Origin of the sequence: Clostridium bowmanii, from assembly GCF_018861315.1 — a bacterium.
Taxonomy (GTDB): Bacteria; Bacillota; Clostridia; order Clostridiales; family Clostridiaceae; genus Clostridium_AD; species Clostridium_AD bowmanii.
Map to the genome: position 1 here is coordinate 184243 of NZ_JAHLDL010000002.1, position 15717 is coordinate 199959.

Genomic DNA, 15717 nt, shown 5'->3' on the forward strand with positions numbered 1-15717 from the left:
ATTGTAAAATTGTTTCCTAATTCAATTATACAGCTTATGTATATAATTACTCTAATATTTAAATCAAGATCATCAAATACTTTTTTAAGTAAGGCTATACCAATCATATAGTTTTTAACTGTGTAATTTCTAATATCATTGTCAATGATCAGTATTACCTATAATTTGTTAGGGTTTTGAAAACATCAACAAATTGTGTGAATAGTTAAAATTTTCCGAAACGATTAGAAGAAGAATGGATACATAAAGAGTTTTAAATTAGATAAATATACCATATAATTATATTATTAACTTATATAAGTTACAGAAGGAAGGGCCACCCTAATGGAACTAAATAAAAAGTCTCTAGAAATACTCAACTATCTATTAGATAAAAATGATTTTGTTAAAATAAAAGAACTAGCCGACCATTATAACTGCACAGACAGAACGATGAGATATACCATAGACAAAATAGAAAGATTTTTGATGAAAAACGGATTTTCATATTTAGAAAAACAACACTCAAAAGGAGTTATGCTTACTGCAGAAGATTCTCTAAAAAAATTTATAAATACATTTTCAGGAGAGTATATTCCATATTCATATACTCACTCCGATAAAGAAAGATTTAATTTTATCATAACTAAATTGCTTGAAAATACGGAACCTTTAAAACAAGATTTTTTTGAGAAAAAGCTTTATGTTTCAAAAAACACAATATCAAAGGACATCAAAAGCATTGAAAAGTGGCTTATGAATAGAGATATGAAGGTGATTAAAAAGCCAAGAGTTGGAATACTTATAGAGGGTAGTGAAATTCATAGAAGAAAAGCACTAATTGATTTAGCCTCTGAAACTATTGCTACAAAAGATATAGTGAACTTTATGAATAGAAAAATAACTTTATCCAAAATAAATAGTCTTCAGTTTGACACTTTATTTTCTGAAATCGATGTCAATTTTTTAGATAATATTATTATTAAAAGCGAAAAAAATTTGGGTAGAGAATTTAGTGATGAAGCTTACAGCAATCTTTTAACACATATCGCTATAATGATAAAGCGAATTCAGTTAAACCAGATTATTTATATCCCGGAGGTAAACATAGAAAATTTAAATGCTACAGTGGAGTACAATATTGCTGAAAAAATGGTAGCCTATATTGAAGAAAAGTATAAGATTCTAGTTCCCTGCGAAGAAACAAGTTATATAGCACTTCATATTTTAGGTGCAAAAGTGATAAAAAATAGCGATAGTATGAACGTAATGAAATGGAAAGAAAATGGGCTTTCAGCTGTAGTTAAAATCATGACGGAGGAAATTGAAGAAACATATAACACATCTTTTGGTGAGAAAAAAGATAAGATTATGGAGGGTCTTGTAATTCATCTAAGACCTTCAATATATAGAATTAAATATAATTTAAAACTTATGAATCCACTATTAGAAGAAATAAAACAAAAATATAAAGAGCTATTTTTAAATACAAAATGTGTAGTGAGACATTTAGAAACCTATATTAATTCTTTTATAGATGACCATGAAATTTCCTATATTGCACTCCACTTTGGAGCTGCTTTAGAAAATTCAAAGTCAAGCAGGAAAGAGAAGGCAAAAATTGTAATCGTTTGCGGTACTGGAATTGGAACAGCTAAAATGTTAGCTTCTCAAATTGAAAAAGAATTTGATGTTGAAATTGTAGATACTATATCCAGCAGGGCAGCAGCTAATATGAATATGGAAAAATTAGATTTTATAATTAGTACAGTAGACATACCGAGCTTTGCTAAAGAACAGTATATAAAAATTAATCCTCTACTCATGAAAAAAGATTATGAAATTTTAAAACAAAAATTTAAAATGAACTATGGAATTGAAAACAATTATGAAATGCAGATGCAGAAGGTAAATAAGCTTATATCCATTGCAGAAAAATACTGCACAATTAATGACAAGCAGCAGCTTCAGTATGAATTTATGTATGAACTGCTTAGCGATAACAAAGGGCCTATAAGGAGATGTGTTTACATGCTTAATGATTTACTTACTTTTGATGTTATAAAATTAAATGTAGAATGTTCTTCTTGGAAAGAAGCCATTTTAGAAGGCACATCGCTGCTAGAAGAAAAAGGTTGTATAGAGAAGAGGTATTCAGAGGCAATTATAGATAATTTTAATGAGTTTGGGCCGTATATGGTGGTAGCACCTGGAATTGTTTTATCTCATGCGAGACCGGAAAATGGTGTGAAAAAACTTTCAATGAGTCTTATAACCTTAAGAAATGAAGTGAAATTTGGAAATGAAACCAATGACCCTGTAAAACTAGTTATAACTCTGGCGGCGACAGATAGCGAAACTCATCTTAAAGCTTTATCTCAGCTAATGGAATTATTTATGAATTCTGCTGATTTAAATGCGGTGATGAATTCAACTAATAAGGAACAAATATTAGAAATTATTAAAAAATATTCAAAACAATAAAATTTTAGAGGAGGCTTATTTTATGAAAATACTTGTATGTTGTGGAAGTGGTCTTGGAAGTTCATTTATGATTCAAATGAACATTGAAAAGGTTTTGAAGGAATTAAACATAGAAGCTGAGGTGGACCATTCAGATTTATCTTCTGCTATGGGAATGAAATCTGATATATACGTAGGTACGAGAGATATAGCAAGTGAACTTATTAACTTAGGGGGACAAGTGATTTCTTTAAATAGCATGATTGATAAAAAGGAATTAAAAGAAAAATTAACTGAAGCTTTGACGAAAATAAAAAACAAGTAAAGAACTTAAAACAAGAACTAATAAATCAAATATAAATGGGGGGATTATACATGTTAAAGATCATATTAGATATATTAAGCGTTCCTGCTATATTGGTTGGTCTTATTGCAATGATCGGGTTATTGCTGCAGAAAAAAAATGCTTCAGATGTTTTAAAAGGAACTATTAAGACAATTCTAGGATTTTTGATTCTTGGTGGGGGTGCAGGAATTGTAGTTGCTGCGCTTGGTAACTTTGGAAATATGTTTGAGCAAGGGTTTGGAGTGGCAGGCGTAGTTCCAAATAATGAAGCTATTGTTGCATTAGCACTGAAAACCTATGGTACACAAACTGCATTGATTATGGCTTTTGGTATGCTAGCTAATATATTGATTGCACGGTTTACTAAGTTGAAATATATATTCCTTACAGGGCATCATACTTTATACATGGCTTGTATGATCGCAGCAATTCTTGTAGCTGGGGGAATGAAGGGTATAGCTTTAGTAGCGGTGGGTTCTATATTGCTTGGATTTGTTATGGCAATATTCCCTGCGATTGCTCAACCAACTATGAGGAAAATTACTGGAAGTGACGAAGTAGGGTTTGCACACTTTGGAACTTTAGGATATGTTTTTTCAGCTTTCATTGGTAAATTAGTTGGAAAAGGTTCTAAATCTACAGAAGAAATGAATTTCCCAAAAGGGTTGAGTTTTCTAAGAGATACCTCTGTAGCTATTTCTTTAACAATGGGAGTTCTATATATAATTGTAGCTATCGCTTGTGGTCCAACTTATGTAGAATCAAAATTGAGTGGCGGACAAAACTTTATTATATTTTCAATGATTCAAGCAATAACTTTTGCTGGTGGTGTATACATCATATTAGCAGGTGTAAGATTGATACTTGCAGAAATTGTGCCTGCCTTCATAGGAATATCGGAAAGAATGGTTCCTGGAGCAATCCCCGCTTTGGACTGTCCAGTGGTATATCCATATGCACCTAATGCAGTATTAATCGGTTTTTTATCTAGTTTTCTTGGTGGCATCGTGGGTATGATTTTATTAATTCTAATTGGTAGAACTATTTCTGTACCTATAATTCTTCCTGGGGTAGTTCCTCACTTTTTCTGTGGCGCTACAGCGGGTGTTTTCGGTAATGCAACAGGGGGAAGAAGAGGCGCTTTCTGGGGAGCTTTTGCCCAAGGAATACTCATTACTTTCTTGCCAGTACTTTTAATGCCTACACTTGGAAATTTGGGATATGCAAATACTACATTTAGTGATTCTGACTTTAGTCTGGTAGGAATCCTTCTTGGAAATTTTTTAAAGATATTTGCACATTAATAAGCAGTATTTATGAGGTAGGTATCTACCTCATTTTTTAATAAATTGGAAAGGTGTGAAGAAAAGTGATAGAAGAAAAAATAAAATATCTAAAACAAATGGCAATTCAAATTAGAAAAGATTGTATTGATACTCAAAGAGAAGTGGGTTCTGGTCATTTAGGAGGTTCCTTCTCTGCTATTGAGAGTATGATTTATCTTTATTTTCATAAAATGAACATAGATATTAGAAGCCCTAAAAAAGAAGATAGAGATTATTTTATTCTGAGTAAGGGGCACGCATCCCTTGGCTATTATTGTGTATTAGCAAGAGTAGGATTTTTCCCTGTAGAAGAATTAAGTACCTATCGTAAAATAAACAGCCGGCTTCAAGGACATTCGCATATGGATTCGGCTCCTGGAATAGAGTGCTCTACCGGTTCTTTGGGACAAGGATTATCCTTTGGAATTGGGATCGCTTTAGGACTGAAAAAGAAAGGTTTGAATGGCAAGGTGTATGTAATGATTGGTGATGGTGAGCTTGAAGAAGGACAAGTATGGGAGGCGTTAATGCTTTTAGGACACTTAAAACTGGATAATGTAATACCAATTATTGATTATAATAAATTACAATTGGATGATAGTGTAGAAAATGTATGTAGTTTAAATAATATATCAGAAAGAATAAGACCCTTTGGGTTTACGGTCATAGATATAAATGGTCACGATTTTGAAGAATTAGATGATGCTTTTGAAAGTATAAAGGAAGGAGAAGCAACTGCAATTATACTGCACACTGTGAAAGGAAAAGGTATATCTTTTATGGAAAACAGTCTTCCTTGGCATTCAAAGAAAGTAAATAATGAAGAATATATAATAGCTATGGAGGAGTTGGAGCTTCAGGAGGTGCTTATAAATGACTAATTTAATATCACCAAGAGATGCGTTTGGAAGGACCCTTGCAGAGATTGGAGAGATAAATGAAAAGGTATTTGTGGTAAGTGCAGATTTAGCAGCGGCAACAAAAACAGATATATTCGCAAAGAAATTTAAGAATAGGTATATAAATGTTGGGATTTGCGAACAAAATATGGTAGGTGTTGCAGCGGGACTTGCAAGAACAGGATTTATACCTGTTATGAGCACTTTTGCTTGTTTTGCTCCCGGTAGATGCTATGACCAAATAAGACAATCTATTGCCTATTCTAACTTAAATGTAAAGGTGATTTCTACTCACCCTGGGCTTTCAGTTGGGCCTGATGGAGCTATTCATCAAAGCTTAGACGATATTGCATTGATGAGGGAACTACCAAATTTCGTAGTTCTTACTCCTTCGGATGAAATTGAAACCAAAAAAGCTATAGAGAAAGCCATAGAACATGAAGGACCGGTATATGTAAGGGTAGGTAGAAAGGAATGCACTGCATATTTTAAAGAAGAATGGAGCTATGAAATAGGAAAATGGGTTACAATAAAAGAAGGTGTGGACATTACCTTCATTGCCCATGGTTGCATGGTTGAAGTTGCATATTCTGCTGCAGCTGAATTGCAAAAGCAGGGCACATCAGCAAGAGTAATTATTGCAACTTCTATAAAACCAATAGATAAAGAAATCATTATAAAAGCCGCGAAGGAAACAAAAAAAATAATTACAATAGAAGATCATTTTATAAATGGTGGGTTATACAGCACCGTTTGTGAAGTGACTGCTAGTGAATTTCCTTGTAGTGTCAGAGGGTTGGCGGTAATGGACCATTTTGGAGAGTCAGGAAGTCCGAAAGAATTATACGAAAAATATGGTCTTACAGTAGAAGATTTAGTAAAGGAAGCAAAGAAGATTATCAATTGAGGGCGAATGCTTGTATGATTCACCCCCGGGGGTAAATCGTGAAGAAAAGGTACTAGGACTTTCAAAACATGGTATAATATTTAGCAAGAGTAATAAGCAAAAAAGGGGAAATGAAATCTTGGCAAATGATAAATTAAAAGGCCACATTATAGAAATTATCGATAATCAAATGAGGGATAACAACCCTAAATGTACAACTGAAGTTTTTGAGAAATTAGTAACTAGTGGATATGCGGAAGATATTGCAAAGAAAATGATTGGAGCAGTTTTAGTAGAGGAACTTTATTATGTTTTGAAAAATGAGGAGTTATTTAATGAAGAAAGATATAGTTGTAAATTGCATGAGTTGCTATAACATAATGATGAAACAGTTCAAGTTAAAGCAATAAATGAAAATAAGGTAAGTAGGAATTCTTTATGTTCTTGTGGTAGTGGGAAGAAGTATAAAAAGTGTTGTGGAAAATCTTTGTAGTTAATTTTTAAAATTGAGGAGCTACTGTTCCACTGACTAATTTTTAGTCAGTGGAACAGTAGCTCTTTTTTCAAAACCATATCTACACAAACCACAATATGTTAACCATATAGTGTAGAATAAAATGTGATTTTCTGATAAAATAAGGATAATAAGACTGTAATTGTTTTTTATGAAAGGATACTTCAAATGATTTATTTATTTTTAGCTATAATATGTAGTTCATCCATTGCACTTATTTTTAAATATAGTGAGGGAAATGAAATGAATAGGTATGCAGTTACCAGTGCAAATTATTTTACCGCATTTACTGTAAGCTTATTTATGATATTATTTCAATCGCCTATAAAAATTTATGGAATTAATATTTCTCTAACTAATTTTACTCATGAGTTTACAAAAATTATATTAAAAAATAATGGTGCATTTTCAGAAAGTGCCAGTTTTACATGGGCAATATTGCTTGGACTTATAGGTGGGATATCCTTCTTTTTATCATTTGTTTATTATCAAAAGAGTGTAGGGAGAAATGGAGCGGCGATTTCAGGCACATTTGGAAAGCTGGGAATTTTGGTCCCAATGATATTCTCTGTTATCATTTGGAAAGAGATTCCTGGAGTTGTACAATAGGTTGGTATTTTTATGGCTTTATTTTCAATTATTTTTGTGAACTTTTCTTCAAATAAAGATGAGAACGGCAATATACGTATAAACTTAACTTTAATATTGTTATTCTTATTTGGAGGAATGGCAGAATTTCAAAATAAGTTATTTCAACAATATGCACTAACAGAATATAAGAATGTATTCTTATTCTTTATATTTGTTGTGGCTTTTTTCTTGAGTTTATATTTTGTTATAAAATCAGGATCAAAGGTAAGGAAGAAAGACTTAATTGTAGGCTTTTTAGTTGGTATACCAAATTTATTTTCTTCATATTTTCTTATAATGGCTTTAAGCTTTATGCCTACATCTATAGCTTTTCCTATATATAGTGCAGGGAGTATAATCTTTATAAGTTTGGGTGAAATGTTATTATATAAGGAGAAGTTATCTAAAAAGAATAAAGTTGCTATTTTAATAGTTATTTTAGCTTTAATACTGATTAATATTTAATATAAAGATACCTACCTACATGATCTGGTTACAGAAGAGAAGGTTATACAAAGTAGTTATCATGGATTTTATCATTTCCTCAAATCATTTTAAAACAGATATTATAAAGGATTAGCTCGTTGGGCTTCATGACCTTCATAAACTGATAAATTTCTAATAAAAACCACTACGAATATAGGTCACCCACGGGGCTAAATCATGACTTCACTTCTTTTAACCATTCAACTTCTTCTCTTATAATTGGTCTTATACCGTACTTTTCGTCAAAGTCTTTTAAAATATTTTGCCTGACTTGCGAGGAGGACTTAATATTAGAAATTAAATCTTCTGATATACCATAAGTAAATGGACAATTAGCTATACATAAACCACAATCAGTACCTAAACTTCTCCACCGTCTGTAGCACTCCTCAGCATTTATCTTCCATCTTAGTACACCATCTTCTTCTACCATATCCACCTTAGATATTGATTTCCCAGGACATGTCTTTGCACATCTTCCACAATCAAGGCAAAATTCTACAACACCAAAATCTTCTTGTGCGTCTGGTATAAGAGGCATATCTGTGGTTACTATTCCAAGCCTAACACAGGAGCCATATTCTTTAGTTATAAGTAGTCCATTCCTACCAAATTCACCTAGTCCGGCATCTTTTGCTACTAGGGGTGCTACTACTAAATAGTTACCATCCATATGATTTCTAGCATCATAACCTAGCTCTCTAATATAATATGAAAGTAACATTCCGACAGTTGCTGACTCCACATATCCTTTTACAACAGCTATTGATTCTGGTAATTTTGGTGCTCTCATAATCATTTCAGTATCCATAGGCACTGCAAATACAATACCATACTTATGTTTTTTAATGATTTCCTCGCCATAGTTTTCTTCGTGTCTTCCCCTATGAGAATAATAATGGTAATCTTTCATTTCAGCTATACCAACTAATTTTGCACCATAAAACTTAGCTAAACCCTTAATTCTTTCTGTCATAACAGGGGGATCTATGGATGCTTTTTCGGGGGCTACTGGACCTTCACTAAGTTTTCTTATATCATATAAGTATTTAAAAGAAGCATCTACTATTGGTGAGTTTATTTTATTAAACATCACTGAACCTTCGCCACCCATAGGAGGTAAGCTTCTTAATGAATCATCCACTTCTTTTAAATGAGGGTTATTACTATAATAATCTTTATAAATTTCACTTCCTTCTTTATAATTCATTCTTGCGAATATAGTATCTTTCTCATTGAATTTCTTCATATATTCTCCTTCGATGTTTTCATAATCATATATTTTTTCATTATTAAATATTTTATCATAACTGTATAAATCGCACAATAAAAGTTTTTATAGGAAACAATTATATGGTAAATCAATATCTCCTTCAAAACAATTATCAAAACCACGAGGGTAATGATACTCACGTTTATCTTTATCATCTGGGTAAACAAATTTGCCACCTACCTGCCAGATGTATGGAAGAAATTTATATTGTAATCTGTCTTTTCTCATTTCGAAAAGTACATTTATTTCTTCAGTATCTGCTTGGAAATTAGACCATATATCATGATGGAAGGGAATTATAACTTTAGTGTTTAAAGCTTCTCCCATTCTAAGTATGTCTGAGGAAGTCATTTTGTCAGTTATACCTCTAGGATTTTCACCAAAAGAACCCAGTGCCACATCTATTTTGTAATCATTGCCGTGTTTTGCATAATAGTTTGAATAATGTGAATCACCGCTATGATATATACTTCCAGCAGGGGTTTTGATAATGTAATTTACTGCCCTGTCATCAATGTTTCCAGGCATTTTACCAGCTAGGGTAACACCTTTTGGAACTGTAATTAAGGCAGTACGGTCAAAGGATTCTAGTGCTATAAGTTCTGTATCTTTAATTTTAACTACATCACCAGGTTTTACAATTATACAACGGTCTGCAGGTACCCCCCCAACTAATCCAAAGATCAACACAGGTTTTTGGTCCTATAAAAGGTACAGAAGCATCACAATTTTTCATAACTGCAGTTGCAACATTTATATCAATGTGATCATTATGATCATGAGTTGCTACTACTGCAGCTATATTTTTAATAGCGAATGGATCTAAGACAAAAGGTGCAACTCTAAGATTTGGTTGTAATTTTTTAGAACCAGACATTCTTGCCATTTGATGTTCTGGTTTCATTAGTGGATTACTCATAGTTCGCTTGCCTGTCCCACACCATAAATCAATACAGATGTTGGCACTTCCTTCAGATTTAACCCAAAGGCCTGTACAGCCTAGCCACCACATTGCAAAAGTATTAGGCGACACAACTTCTCTTTCTATTTCTTCGTTTAGCCATGTTCTCCATTGAGGAAAAGTACTGAGTACCCATGACTCTTTAGTTATTTTATCTATTTTAGACATGTTATCACCTTACCCTTATTTTTTTATTCTAAATTCAAAGCTGCTTTAATTTTGCCTTCGATTTCTACCTCTGATAATAGATTTCTAAGACCTATAATTTTAGTTTTACTACGAGCATTCGAAAAGTTTTATACTAGTGATTTAGATACAAAAACCATATCGTAAGAAGATATAACGGATTTTGCCTCGCCAACACTAAGATGATCCACCTCAACTTCAATTTGAAGTTTCTTGAAAACTTTGATGATTTTCATTTTAATCATTTGACTTGAACCCATTCCATTTCCACATGCTGCTAATACTTTCATATAGATCTCTCCTTTTAAAATTATCGATTTTTAAACGTCTAAATTTTCATCTGTTTGTGTAAAATTAATTTGCTTTGTTTTTGCGATATTGCATTTGAGGAATTACTAGCATCCCCACAATGGAAGCTAAATTGCCTAAACTCTTATTTGCAGCAGCAAGGGCAAAATATGGATCAATAACTGCAGCATTCATGTTGAAACGATCATTTAATCCTGCAAGAATAGGTCTAAAGGTACTAACAAGTCCGCCTCCTTTAAGACTTTAAGGTCTATATTCTTGATGCATTTTTGTTATTAAATAATCTTTAAGAGTTATATCAAAAACTGGTCTACTTTTATATTTACCAACAATTATACTATTGAAATCCTTATTAACATTTAGAATATTTCCTTCACTATTAAAATCTATTTCACTAATATTAACATTATCATTAACTTCTAGAGTAACAGTGTTACTAATAGCCATGTCAAAACCATCATCTGGTAGGTAATCAACTGTGCCATCGTGATCATTCCAAATTACAAAATTTCCAGTTCTTTTTTCATAATCTCTAGCTTCGTTTAAATCAGTAACAAATTTATCAAAATATCCATCGATATATTTTTTGCCATCTTTTTTATAACCTTTACTTACATAAAATAATTGAGTTTCTTTTCCGTTTAATAAATCTTCTGCTGCTTGGCTTACTGAACCTTTTCCACCTAGTAAAATCAAATTTAAACAACTAGTGCTGTCTAGATATCTTTTCTGATCTATTATATTGCTGCCATCTGTAAGTATAATTGGTGCATTTAATTTTGCTGCTAAAGCACTACCGGATAAAGCATCTGGAAAACTTTTTCCACTTACAACTATCGCAGAATTCGTGCTTAAATTAAAATATTTACATACATTTAATGAGGTTTCATATCTATTACTTCCACTAATCCTTACAATACTGTTGTTGTCTAAGAAAGGTACTCTATTTTTCAATTCATCTATAACAGACTTATTTATGGATCCTTCACCACCTATTATAAATACTTTAGATGGCTGAATTTCTTTTAGCATGTCCTTACTTTCGCTAGGCAAATTTGTTTCATTAACCATTAATATTGGATATCCCTTTGATGCAGCAATACTTGAAATACCTAAGGCATCTGCAAATCCATACCCATTAACTACAATTACTGGTGTACCTTTTTCTACATTCATGAAACTGACAATTGTTTTATTTGTGTCAAACCTATTGCTCCCTCCTAATCTTTTTACATTGTAGTCCAATGATTTAAAGTAATCTGAAAAACTTTCATTTACAGATCCATTTCCACCAAGTATATAAATTGTACCGCCCTTAGTTAGATGATTTTTTATGTATTTTATTGAGTTAGAGCTTGTCTCAATTGTTTTGTCTACTAATAAAATAGGAGCATTTAAAGTGTTAGAAAGTACACTTCCTGTTAATGCATCGGGGAAATTATTTCCACTTGCGATAATTATATTTTGTACTATGCTATTGCTGAATTCACTTGAAATGTTAGCTGAAGTTTCATATCGATTTTCACCAGTTATTCTTTTTACGTTGTAATTGTCTTTTGCATACACATGCCTTGATAAACAAATAGTAATAATAGCTACTGAAACAATAGTTGATATTTTTTTTATTATAATAATCATCTCCCTAAAATTTAAAAATATGTACAAATTAATATATTCACCTTGTCATTAAGATATAACAAAGAAAAATATATATAGAAAACCTAATTTCCTATATGAACTATCAGATAGTCCAAATTTATTATATCTACATATTAAATCAGCAGAGACACATAATATATATAATTATTTAAAGTGTGAGGTGTAGTGAATGATAAATACAAAATCTGCGTTAATCAAATTAATTCCTAAAAAATTACTCTTAATAGTGCCTTTTTTAATAATTCTAAACTGCAGTGGAATTATTGGACAAATAGCAGAAGCTGCAGTGATTAAGATTGAAAGTAGTTCATTAACAATACCTAAAGAGGAAGTAATAAAATTAATAAAGACACAAGGAACTAAAAATCCTTATTATTTCCAAGGGCTTTCCTATAAAGTAGCTAATATCGATAAAGATGATGATTTTGAGATTGTTGCAAAAATTGATGGAGGGGTTCATGTAGGTTATTTCTTTATATTTGACAAGAATAGCCAAGGTAAATATTCTCTTGTAGCAGAAAAAGATTGGAAAGTAGAAAAATGGGACTTGGAATACTGGCACGATCTTAATGGAGGCAATAAAGCATATGAAATGACAACTCGTGCTGGTGGATCGGGCATGGATATTTTTTATGGTCATGTATGGTATTTGAAAGATAGCAAGTTTGTTGAGGCATGGATAGGAACACTAAAGGAGAGAACGGCCTTTCAAGATATTCTCGGTTTAAAGATTGGTGGTTATCAAATTAATAGCGATGATTTAAGACTATATGCGTGGACAACAAAATATGCCACTAAAATAAGCACAAATAAGCCATTGGCAAAGCCGACAACTATTGTGTCAATATTCAAATTTAATGGTGTTAAGTATGTCTTGCAAAGTCAAGATACTTGTGGGCATAGTAATTAAATTTTAGAAGGCTGTCTCAAAATAGAAAGTAATTTCTACAGCGAGATAGCTCTTTTTTCTTTTCCACTTTTTATATATAATTATATGATGAATAGCTCGCTCTTGTTGATGTTACAATTTTGAGACGCACCTTATACAGTTACATCATTAGTTCCTTTTTCTTCCCATCCCGCAATTTGTTTTAACCTATCTATTATAGGAAGGTGTTGGGTGCATTCTTCTTGGCACTTGCCACATTTAACACATTCAGCAGCAAATTTCTTATTACTCATAGAGTAATTCCAATATTCTAAGCCATAAACAGACTCAATCATTTCTGCGTCGCTTTTCTTAAACATTTGTTTTTCATTGTAAAATAACATGTATCCTGGTATATTAATTCCCATTGGGCAAACTCTGCAATATCCACACCCAGTACAAATCTCATTCATATTTTCGCCTAATACATTTCTTATCTTATTAATGTCTTCTTCTGTAAAAGGTTTTGATTCATCAGCTATACTACATGCTTCATCAATATCGTGCTTGCTCCCAAACCCAACTAAAGTTATAGTAATTTCCGGACTAGATATGTTAAATCTCAAGGCTAACTGCGTGGCTGTTTCTCCATTCTTTGTTAGAAAAGCCAATTCTTTTTCATGACTCGGAATAGAACCTCCACTTAAGGGATTCATTGCTACAACACCATATTCATTTTTATAAGCATGAGTTACTCCCTTCCATCTATACGGGAAGTTCAGTAAATTAATTCCCATGGTAACTCCTTCAAACTTATTTTCATCTAGCACCTTTATTACTTGATCGCCTGGTTGATGAGAGGAAAAAACGATATGATCTATGAGGCCCGCCTCTTTACATTTAAGTAATCCTTCGTATTGCCCACCTTTTTTCATACACAATTCATAGTGCTCCATTTTTCTTATACACCAAACATGATAAAAATGAATTTTAGGAACTCCTAATCTCTTTAAAGAGGACTTTACAGCATTAACTGCCTTTTCTGCGGTATCGTACACCTTAGGTTTTCCCTTTGTAGAAACAATAAAATCTGATTTTCCTTGTTTTATCATTTCTCTAAAAGCAACACCAAATATATCTTCACTTCTATCATCACAATATCCGGGAGCAGTATCAAAATAGTTTATGCCTTTACTATAGGCATATTTAATCAATTCTGCATTTTCCTCATTACTTTTACTTAAGTCAAATCTTAATCCTCCAAAGCCTACTACAGAAACCTTTTTTTTAGTCTTCCCATATTCAGTATATTTCACAGACCTATCCTCCTTTTAAATATAAAACATAATTATATTTTACCTACAGTAACCTTAAGCTACCATTTATTTTTATTTTTCAAATTTTTGTTCTTTAGCACCAGACTGAAAAATTATTTTATGTTGTCGTCTGACCTAAAAATATTATATCATATAACTATTAATCATTTTAAAAGTAGATGAAAAAGTAAAAATTTATGTTGAGGATATTAACCCAAAGGGAGATAAAACAATATTGTTCCTTCATGGTTGGCCTGGAAGTCATAAGTTATTTGAATATCAGTTTAATCAACTTCCCAAGATGGGATACAGGTGTATTGGTATAGACCAGAGGGGATTTGGTGACTCTGATAAGCCATTTGAGGGCTATGACTACGATAGATTATCCGACGATGTTCGAGAAGTAGTAGATGCTCTTAAATTAAAGAATTTTACACTTGCGGGTCACTCCACAGGAGGAGCCATTGCTATTAGATATATGGCCAGACACAATGAATATGGAGTATCGAAACTAGCTCTTTTTGCAGCAGCAGCGCCTAGTCTTATTCAGCGTCCATATTTCCCTTATGGCTTGCCAAAGCAAGCTGTCATAGACATTATCAAGGAAACATATAATGATCGTCCTAAAATGCTTAGGGGATTTGGAGACATATTTTTCTTTCAGTATACTACTGAGCCACTTTCAGACTGGATTTTCCAATTAGGGCTACAAGCATCAAGCTGGGGCACTGCGGCAACTTCCACAACTTGGTTAGGTGAAGAGGGGTTATTTGCTGATCTTGGTAAAATAAGTGTTACAACTTTAATTATTCATGGTATTCATGACAAGGTATGCCTCTTCCAATTAGGGCAAGCACAAAATCAAGGCATTAAAAATTCTAAGCTTGTACCTTTCGAATTTAGTGGTCACGCATCATTCTATGAGGAGAAAGATAGATTTAACATTGAATTGACTTCATTTATTGAAGGGAAATAATACAATTGAAGCGATTTTAGCAACATAAATCCTCACTACTTTCTAATTTTTTGAAGTGTCTTAGGGGAAGTAACAGAAATTGAAAATGTACAACTTCGGTTTGATACTTGTAAAAGTAGGTGTAAAAATAAATTATATTTAACAAGAACTGTATTGAAATTATCCAATACAGTTCTTGTCTTTTAAATTCTAAAATCTAATTATATTTTAGAAGGGTTAGTTCGTATTATAAATACCTAAATAAAGATATGTTTGTAGCAAATGAATTAATATTTGAAATTATCTACGTCTATTTTATCTTTCAGTTGAAAAGGAGCTAGTGTGGAAATCATTTTGATAGGTTCATTGGAATTGTTAACACAGTAATGAACTTCACCTGGTTCAATGTGAATAAACTGACCCTCTGTAAGATGGCTTACATTTCCGTCTACAATGATATCAATTTTACCTTCAATAACATAGAAATTCTCTTCCATAATATTGTGAAAATGTGCTTTGAAATCCTGTCCAGGCTGAAATTGTACAATTGCAAAGTTCATACGGGGACCTTTCATCAAATACTTGGGTCCATTGTCGCCAAATCGATATTCTTTATCTTTTTCATCTATAATATACATACTCTATTCCTCCCGTTTTTTATA

The 15717-nt window shown here is 32.2% G+C and carries 17 protein-coding genes and 1 pseudogene; 12 read left to right on the forward strand and 6 right to left on the reverse strand.

All coding sequences use genetic code 11. The features are described 5' to 3' along the window. The first annotated feature begins 324 nt into the window (after positions 1-324). The 9 genes from KPL51_RS02075 to KPL51_RS23275 all read left to right on the forward strand — a co-directional run bounded on the left by KPL51_RS02075 (position 325) and on the right by KPL51_RS23275 (position 7507). Entirely contained in the window at positions 325-2463 is a 2139-nt protein-coding gene (locus KPL51_RS02075; protein ID WP_216156607.1) for a BglG family transcription antiterminator, read from the forward strand. Between the two features lie 22 nt (positions 2464-2485). Continuing rightward, positions 2486-2767, forward strand: coding sequence for a PTS sugar transporter subunit IIB (locus KPL51_RS02080; RefSeq protein WP_216156610.1), 282 nt, complete (start codon positions 2486-2488; stop codon positions 2765-2767). 50 nt (positions 2768-2817) lie between these two features. Continuing rightward, positions 2818-4092: a PTS ascorbate transporter subunit IIC gene (gene ulaA, locus KPL51_RS02085; protein WP_244997960.1), complete on the forward strand. Its 1275-nt coding sequence runs from the start codon at positions 2818-2820 to the stop codon at positions 4090-4092. A 65-nt stretch (positions 4093-4157) separates the two neighbouring features. Further along, positions 4158-4994 (forward strand): transketolase, encoded by an 837-nt coding sequence (locus KPL51_RS02090; RefSeq protein ID WP_216156616.1) that lies wholly within the window; start codon positions 4158-4160, stop codon positions 4992-4994. Further along, positions 4987-5919, forward strand: coding sequence for a transketolase family protein (locus tag KPL51_RS02095; protein WP_216156621.1), 933 nt, complete (start codon positions 4987-4989; stop codon positions 5917-5919). Before KPL51_RS02090 ends, KPL51_RS02095 begins: the two co-directional genes overlap by 8 nt. 10 nt (positions 5920-5929) lie before the next feature. Further along, on the forward strand, positions 5930-6274 hold the full coding sequence (locus KPL51_RS02100) for a hypothetical protein (protein ID WP_216156624.1): 345 nt from the start codon (positions 5930-5932) through the stop codon (positions 6272-6274). Positions 6275-6304: 30 nt separating this feature from the next. Continuing rightward, the gene (locus KPL51_RS23895) at positions 6305-6391 is read left to right on the forward strand and encodes an SEC-C metal-binding domain-containing protein (RefSeq protein ID WP_216156777.1); all 87 of its coding nucleotides are present in this window, start codon (positions 6305-6307) and stop codon (positions 6389-6391) included. A gap of 189 nt (positions 6392-6580) precedes the next feature. After that, on the forward strand, positions 6581-7021 hold the full coding sequence (locus KPL51_RS23270) for a hypothetical protein (protein WP_224853570.1): 441 nt from the start codon (positions 6581-6583) through the stop codon (positions 7019-7021). Between the two features lie 12 nt (positions 7022-7033). Beyond that, positions 7034-7507, forward strand: a complete 474-nt coding sequence (locus tag KPL51_RS23275; RefSeq protein ID WP_224853573.1) for an SMR family transporter — start codon at positions 7034-7036, stop codon at positions 7505-7507. Positions 7508-7703: 196 nt separating this feature from the next. Here the strand turns inward: KPL51_RS23275 and KPL51_RS02115 are convergent, their stop codons facing one another. The 3 genes and pseudogenes from KPL51_RS02115 to KPL51_RS24445 all read right to left on the reverse strand — a co-directional run bounded on the left by KPL51_RS02115 (position 7704) and on the right by KPL51_RS24445 (position 10238). Beyond that, the gene (locus KPL51_RS02115) at positions 7704-8777 is read right to left on the reverse strand and encodes a 4Fe-4S dicluster domain-containing protein (protein WP_216156627.1); all 1074 of its coding nucleotides are present in this window, start codon (positions 8775-8777) and stop codon (positions 7704-7706) included. Positions 8778-8864: 87 nt separating this feature from the next. Beyond that, positions 8865-9930: pseudogene (gene ulaG / locus KPL51_RS02120) on the reverse strand (L-ascorbate 6-phosphate lactonase). Positions 9931-10058: 128 nt separating this feature from the next. Continuing rightward, a complete protein-coding gene (locus KPL51_RS24445) occupies positions 10059-10238 on the reverse strand; it encodes a PTS sugar transporter subunit IIB (RefSeq protein WP_224853576.1) in 180 nt (59 codons plus the stop codon). Between the two features lie 131 nt (positions 10239-10369). Here KPL51_RS24445 and KPL51_RS23900 point away from each other — a divergent pair, with 131 nt between their 5' ends. After that, positions 10370-10504, forward strand: coding sequence for a hypothetical protein (locus KPL51_RS23900; protein WP_263628174.1), 135 nt, complete (start codon positions 10370-10372; stop codon positions 10502-10504). Here KPL51_RS23900 and KPL51_RS02130 read toward each other — a convergent pair. After that, entirely contained in the window at positions 10501-11895 is a 1395-nt protein-coding gene (locus KPL51_RS02130; RefSeq protein WP_216156630.1) for a cell wall-binding repeat-containing protein, read from the reverse strand. The two genes, KPL51_RS23900 and KPL51_RS02130, sit on opposite strands and share 4 nt — an antisense overlap. Before the next feature lie 190 nt (positions 11896-12085). Between KPL51_RS02130 and KPL51_RS02135 the strand changes: the two genes are divergently transcribed. Continuing rightward, positions 12086-12826, forward strand: coding sequence for a hypothetical protein (locus KPL51_RS02135; RefSeq protein WP_216156633.1), 741 nt, complete (start codon positions 12086-12088; stop codon positions 12824-12826). Positions 12827-12957: 131 nt separating this feature from the next. On the opposite strand, the gene KPL51_RS24230 is transcribed toward KPL51_RS02135, so the two are convergent. Continuing rightward, complete coding sequence (locus KPL51_RS24230) at positions 12958-14100, reverse strand: aldo/keto reductase (protein ID WP_216156636.1); 1143 nt, start codon at positions 14098-14100, stop codon at positions 12958-12960. Between the two features lie 163 nt (positions 14101-14263). Between KPL51_RS24230 and KPL51_RS02145 the strand changes: the two genes are divergently transcribed. Beyond that, positions 14264-15076, forward strand: a complete 813-nt coding sequence (locus KPL51_RS02145; protein ID WP_216156780.1) for an alpha/beta fold hydrolase — start codon at positions 14264-14266, stop codon at positions 15074-15076. Between the two features lie 266 nt (positions 15077-15342). On the opposite strand, the gene KPL51_RS02150 is transcribed toward KPL51_RS02145, so the two are convergent. Next, the gene (locus KPL51_RS02150) at positions 15343-15693 is read right to left on the reverse strand and encodes a cupin domain-containing protein (RefSeq protein WP_216156639.1); all 351 of its coding nucleotides are present in this window, start codon (positions 15691-15693) and stop codon (positions 15343-15345) included. Positions 15694-15717 lie beyond the last annotated feature (24 nt).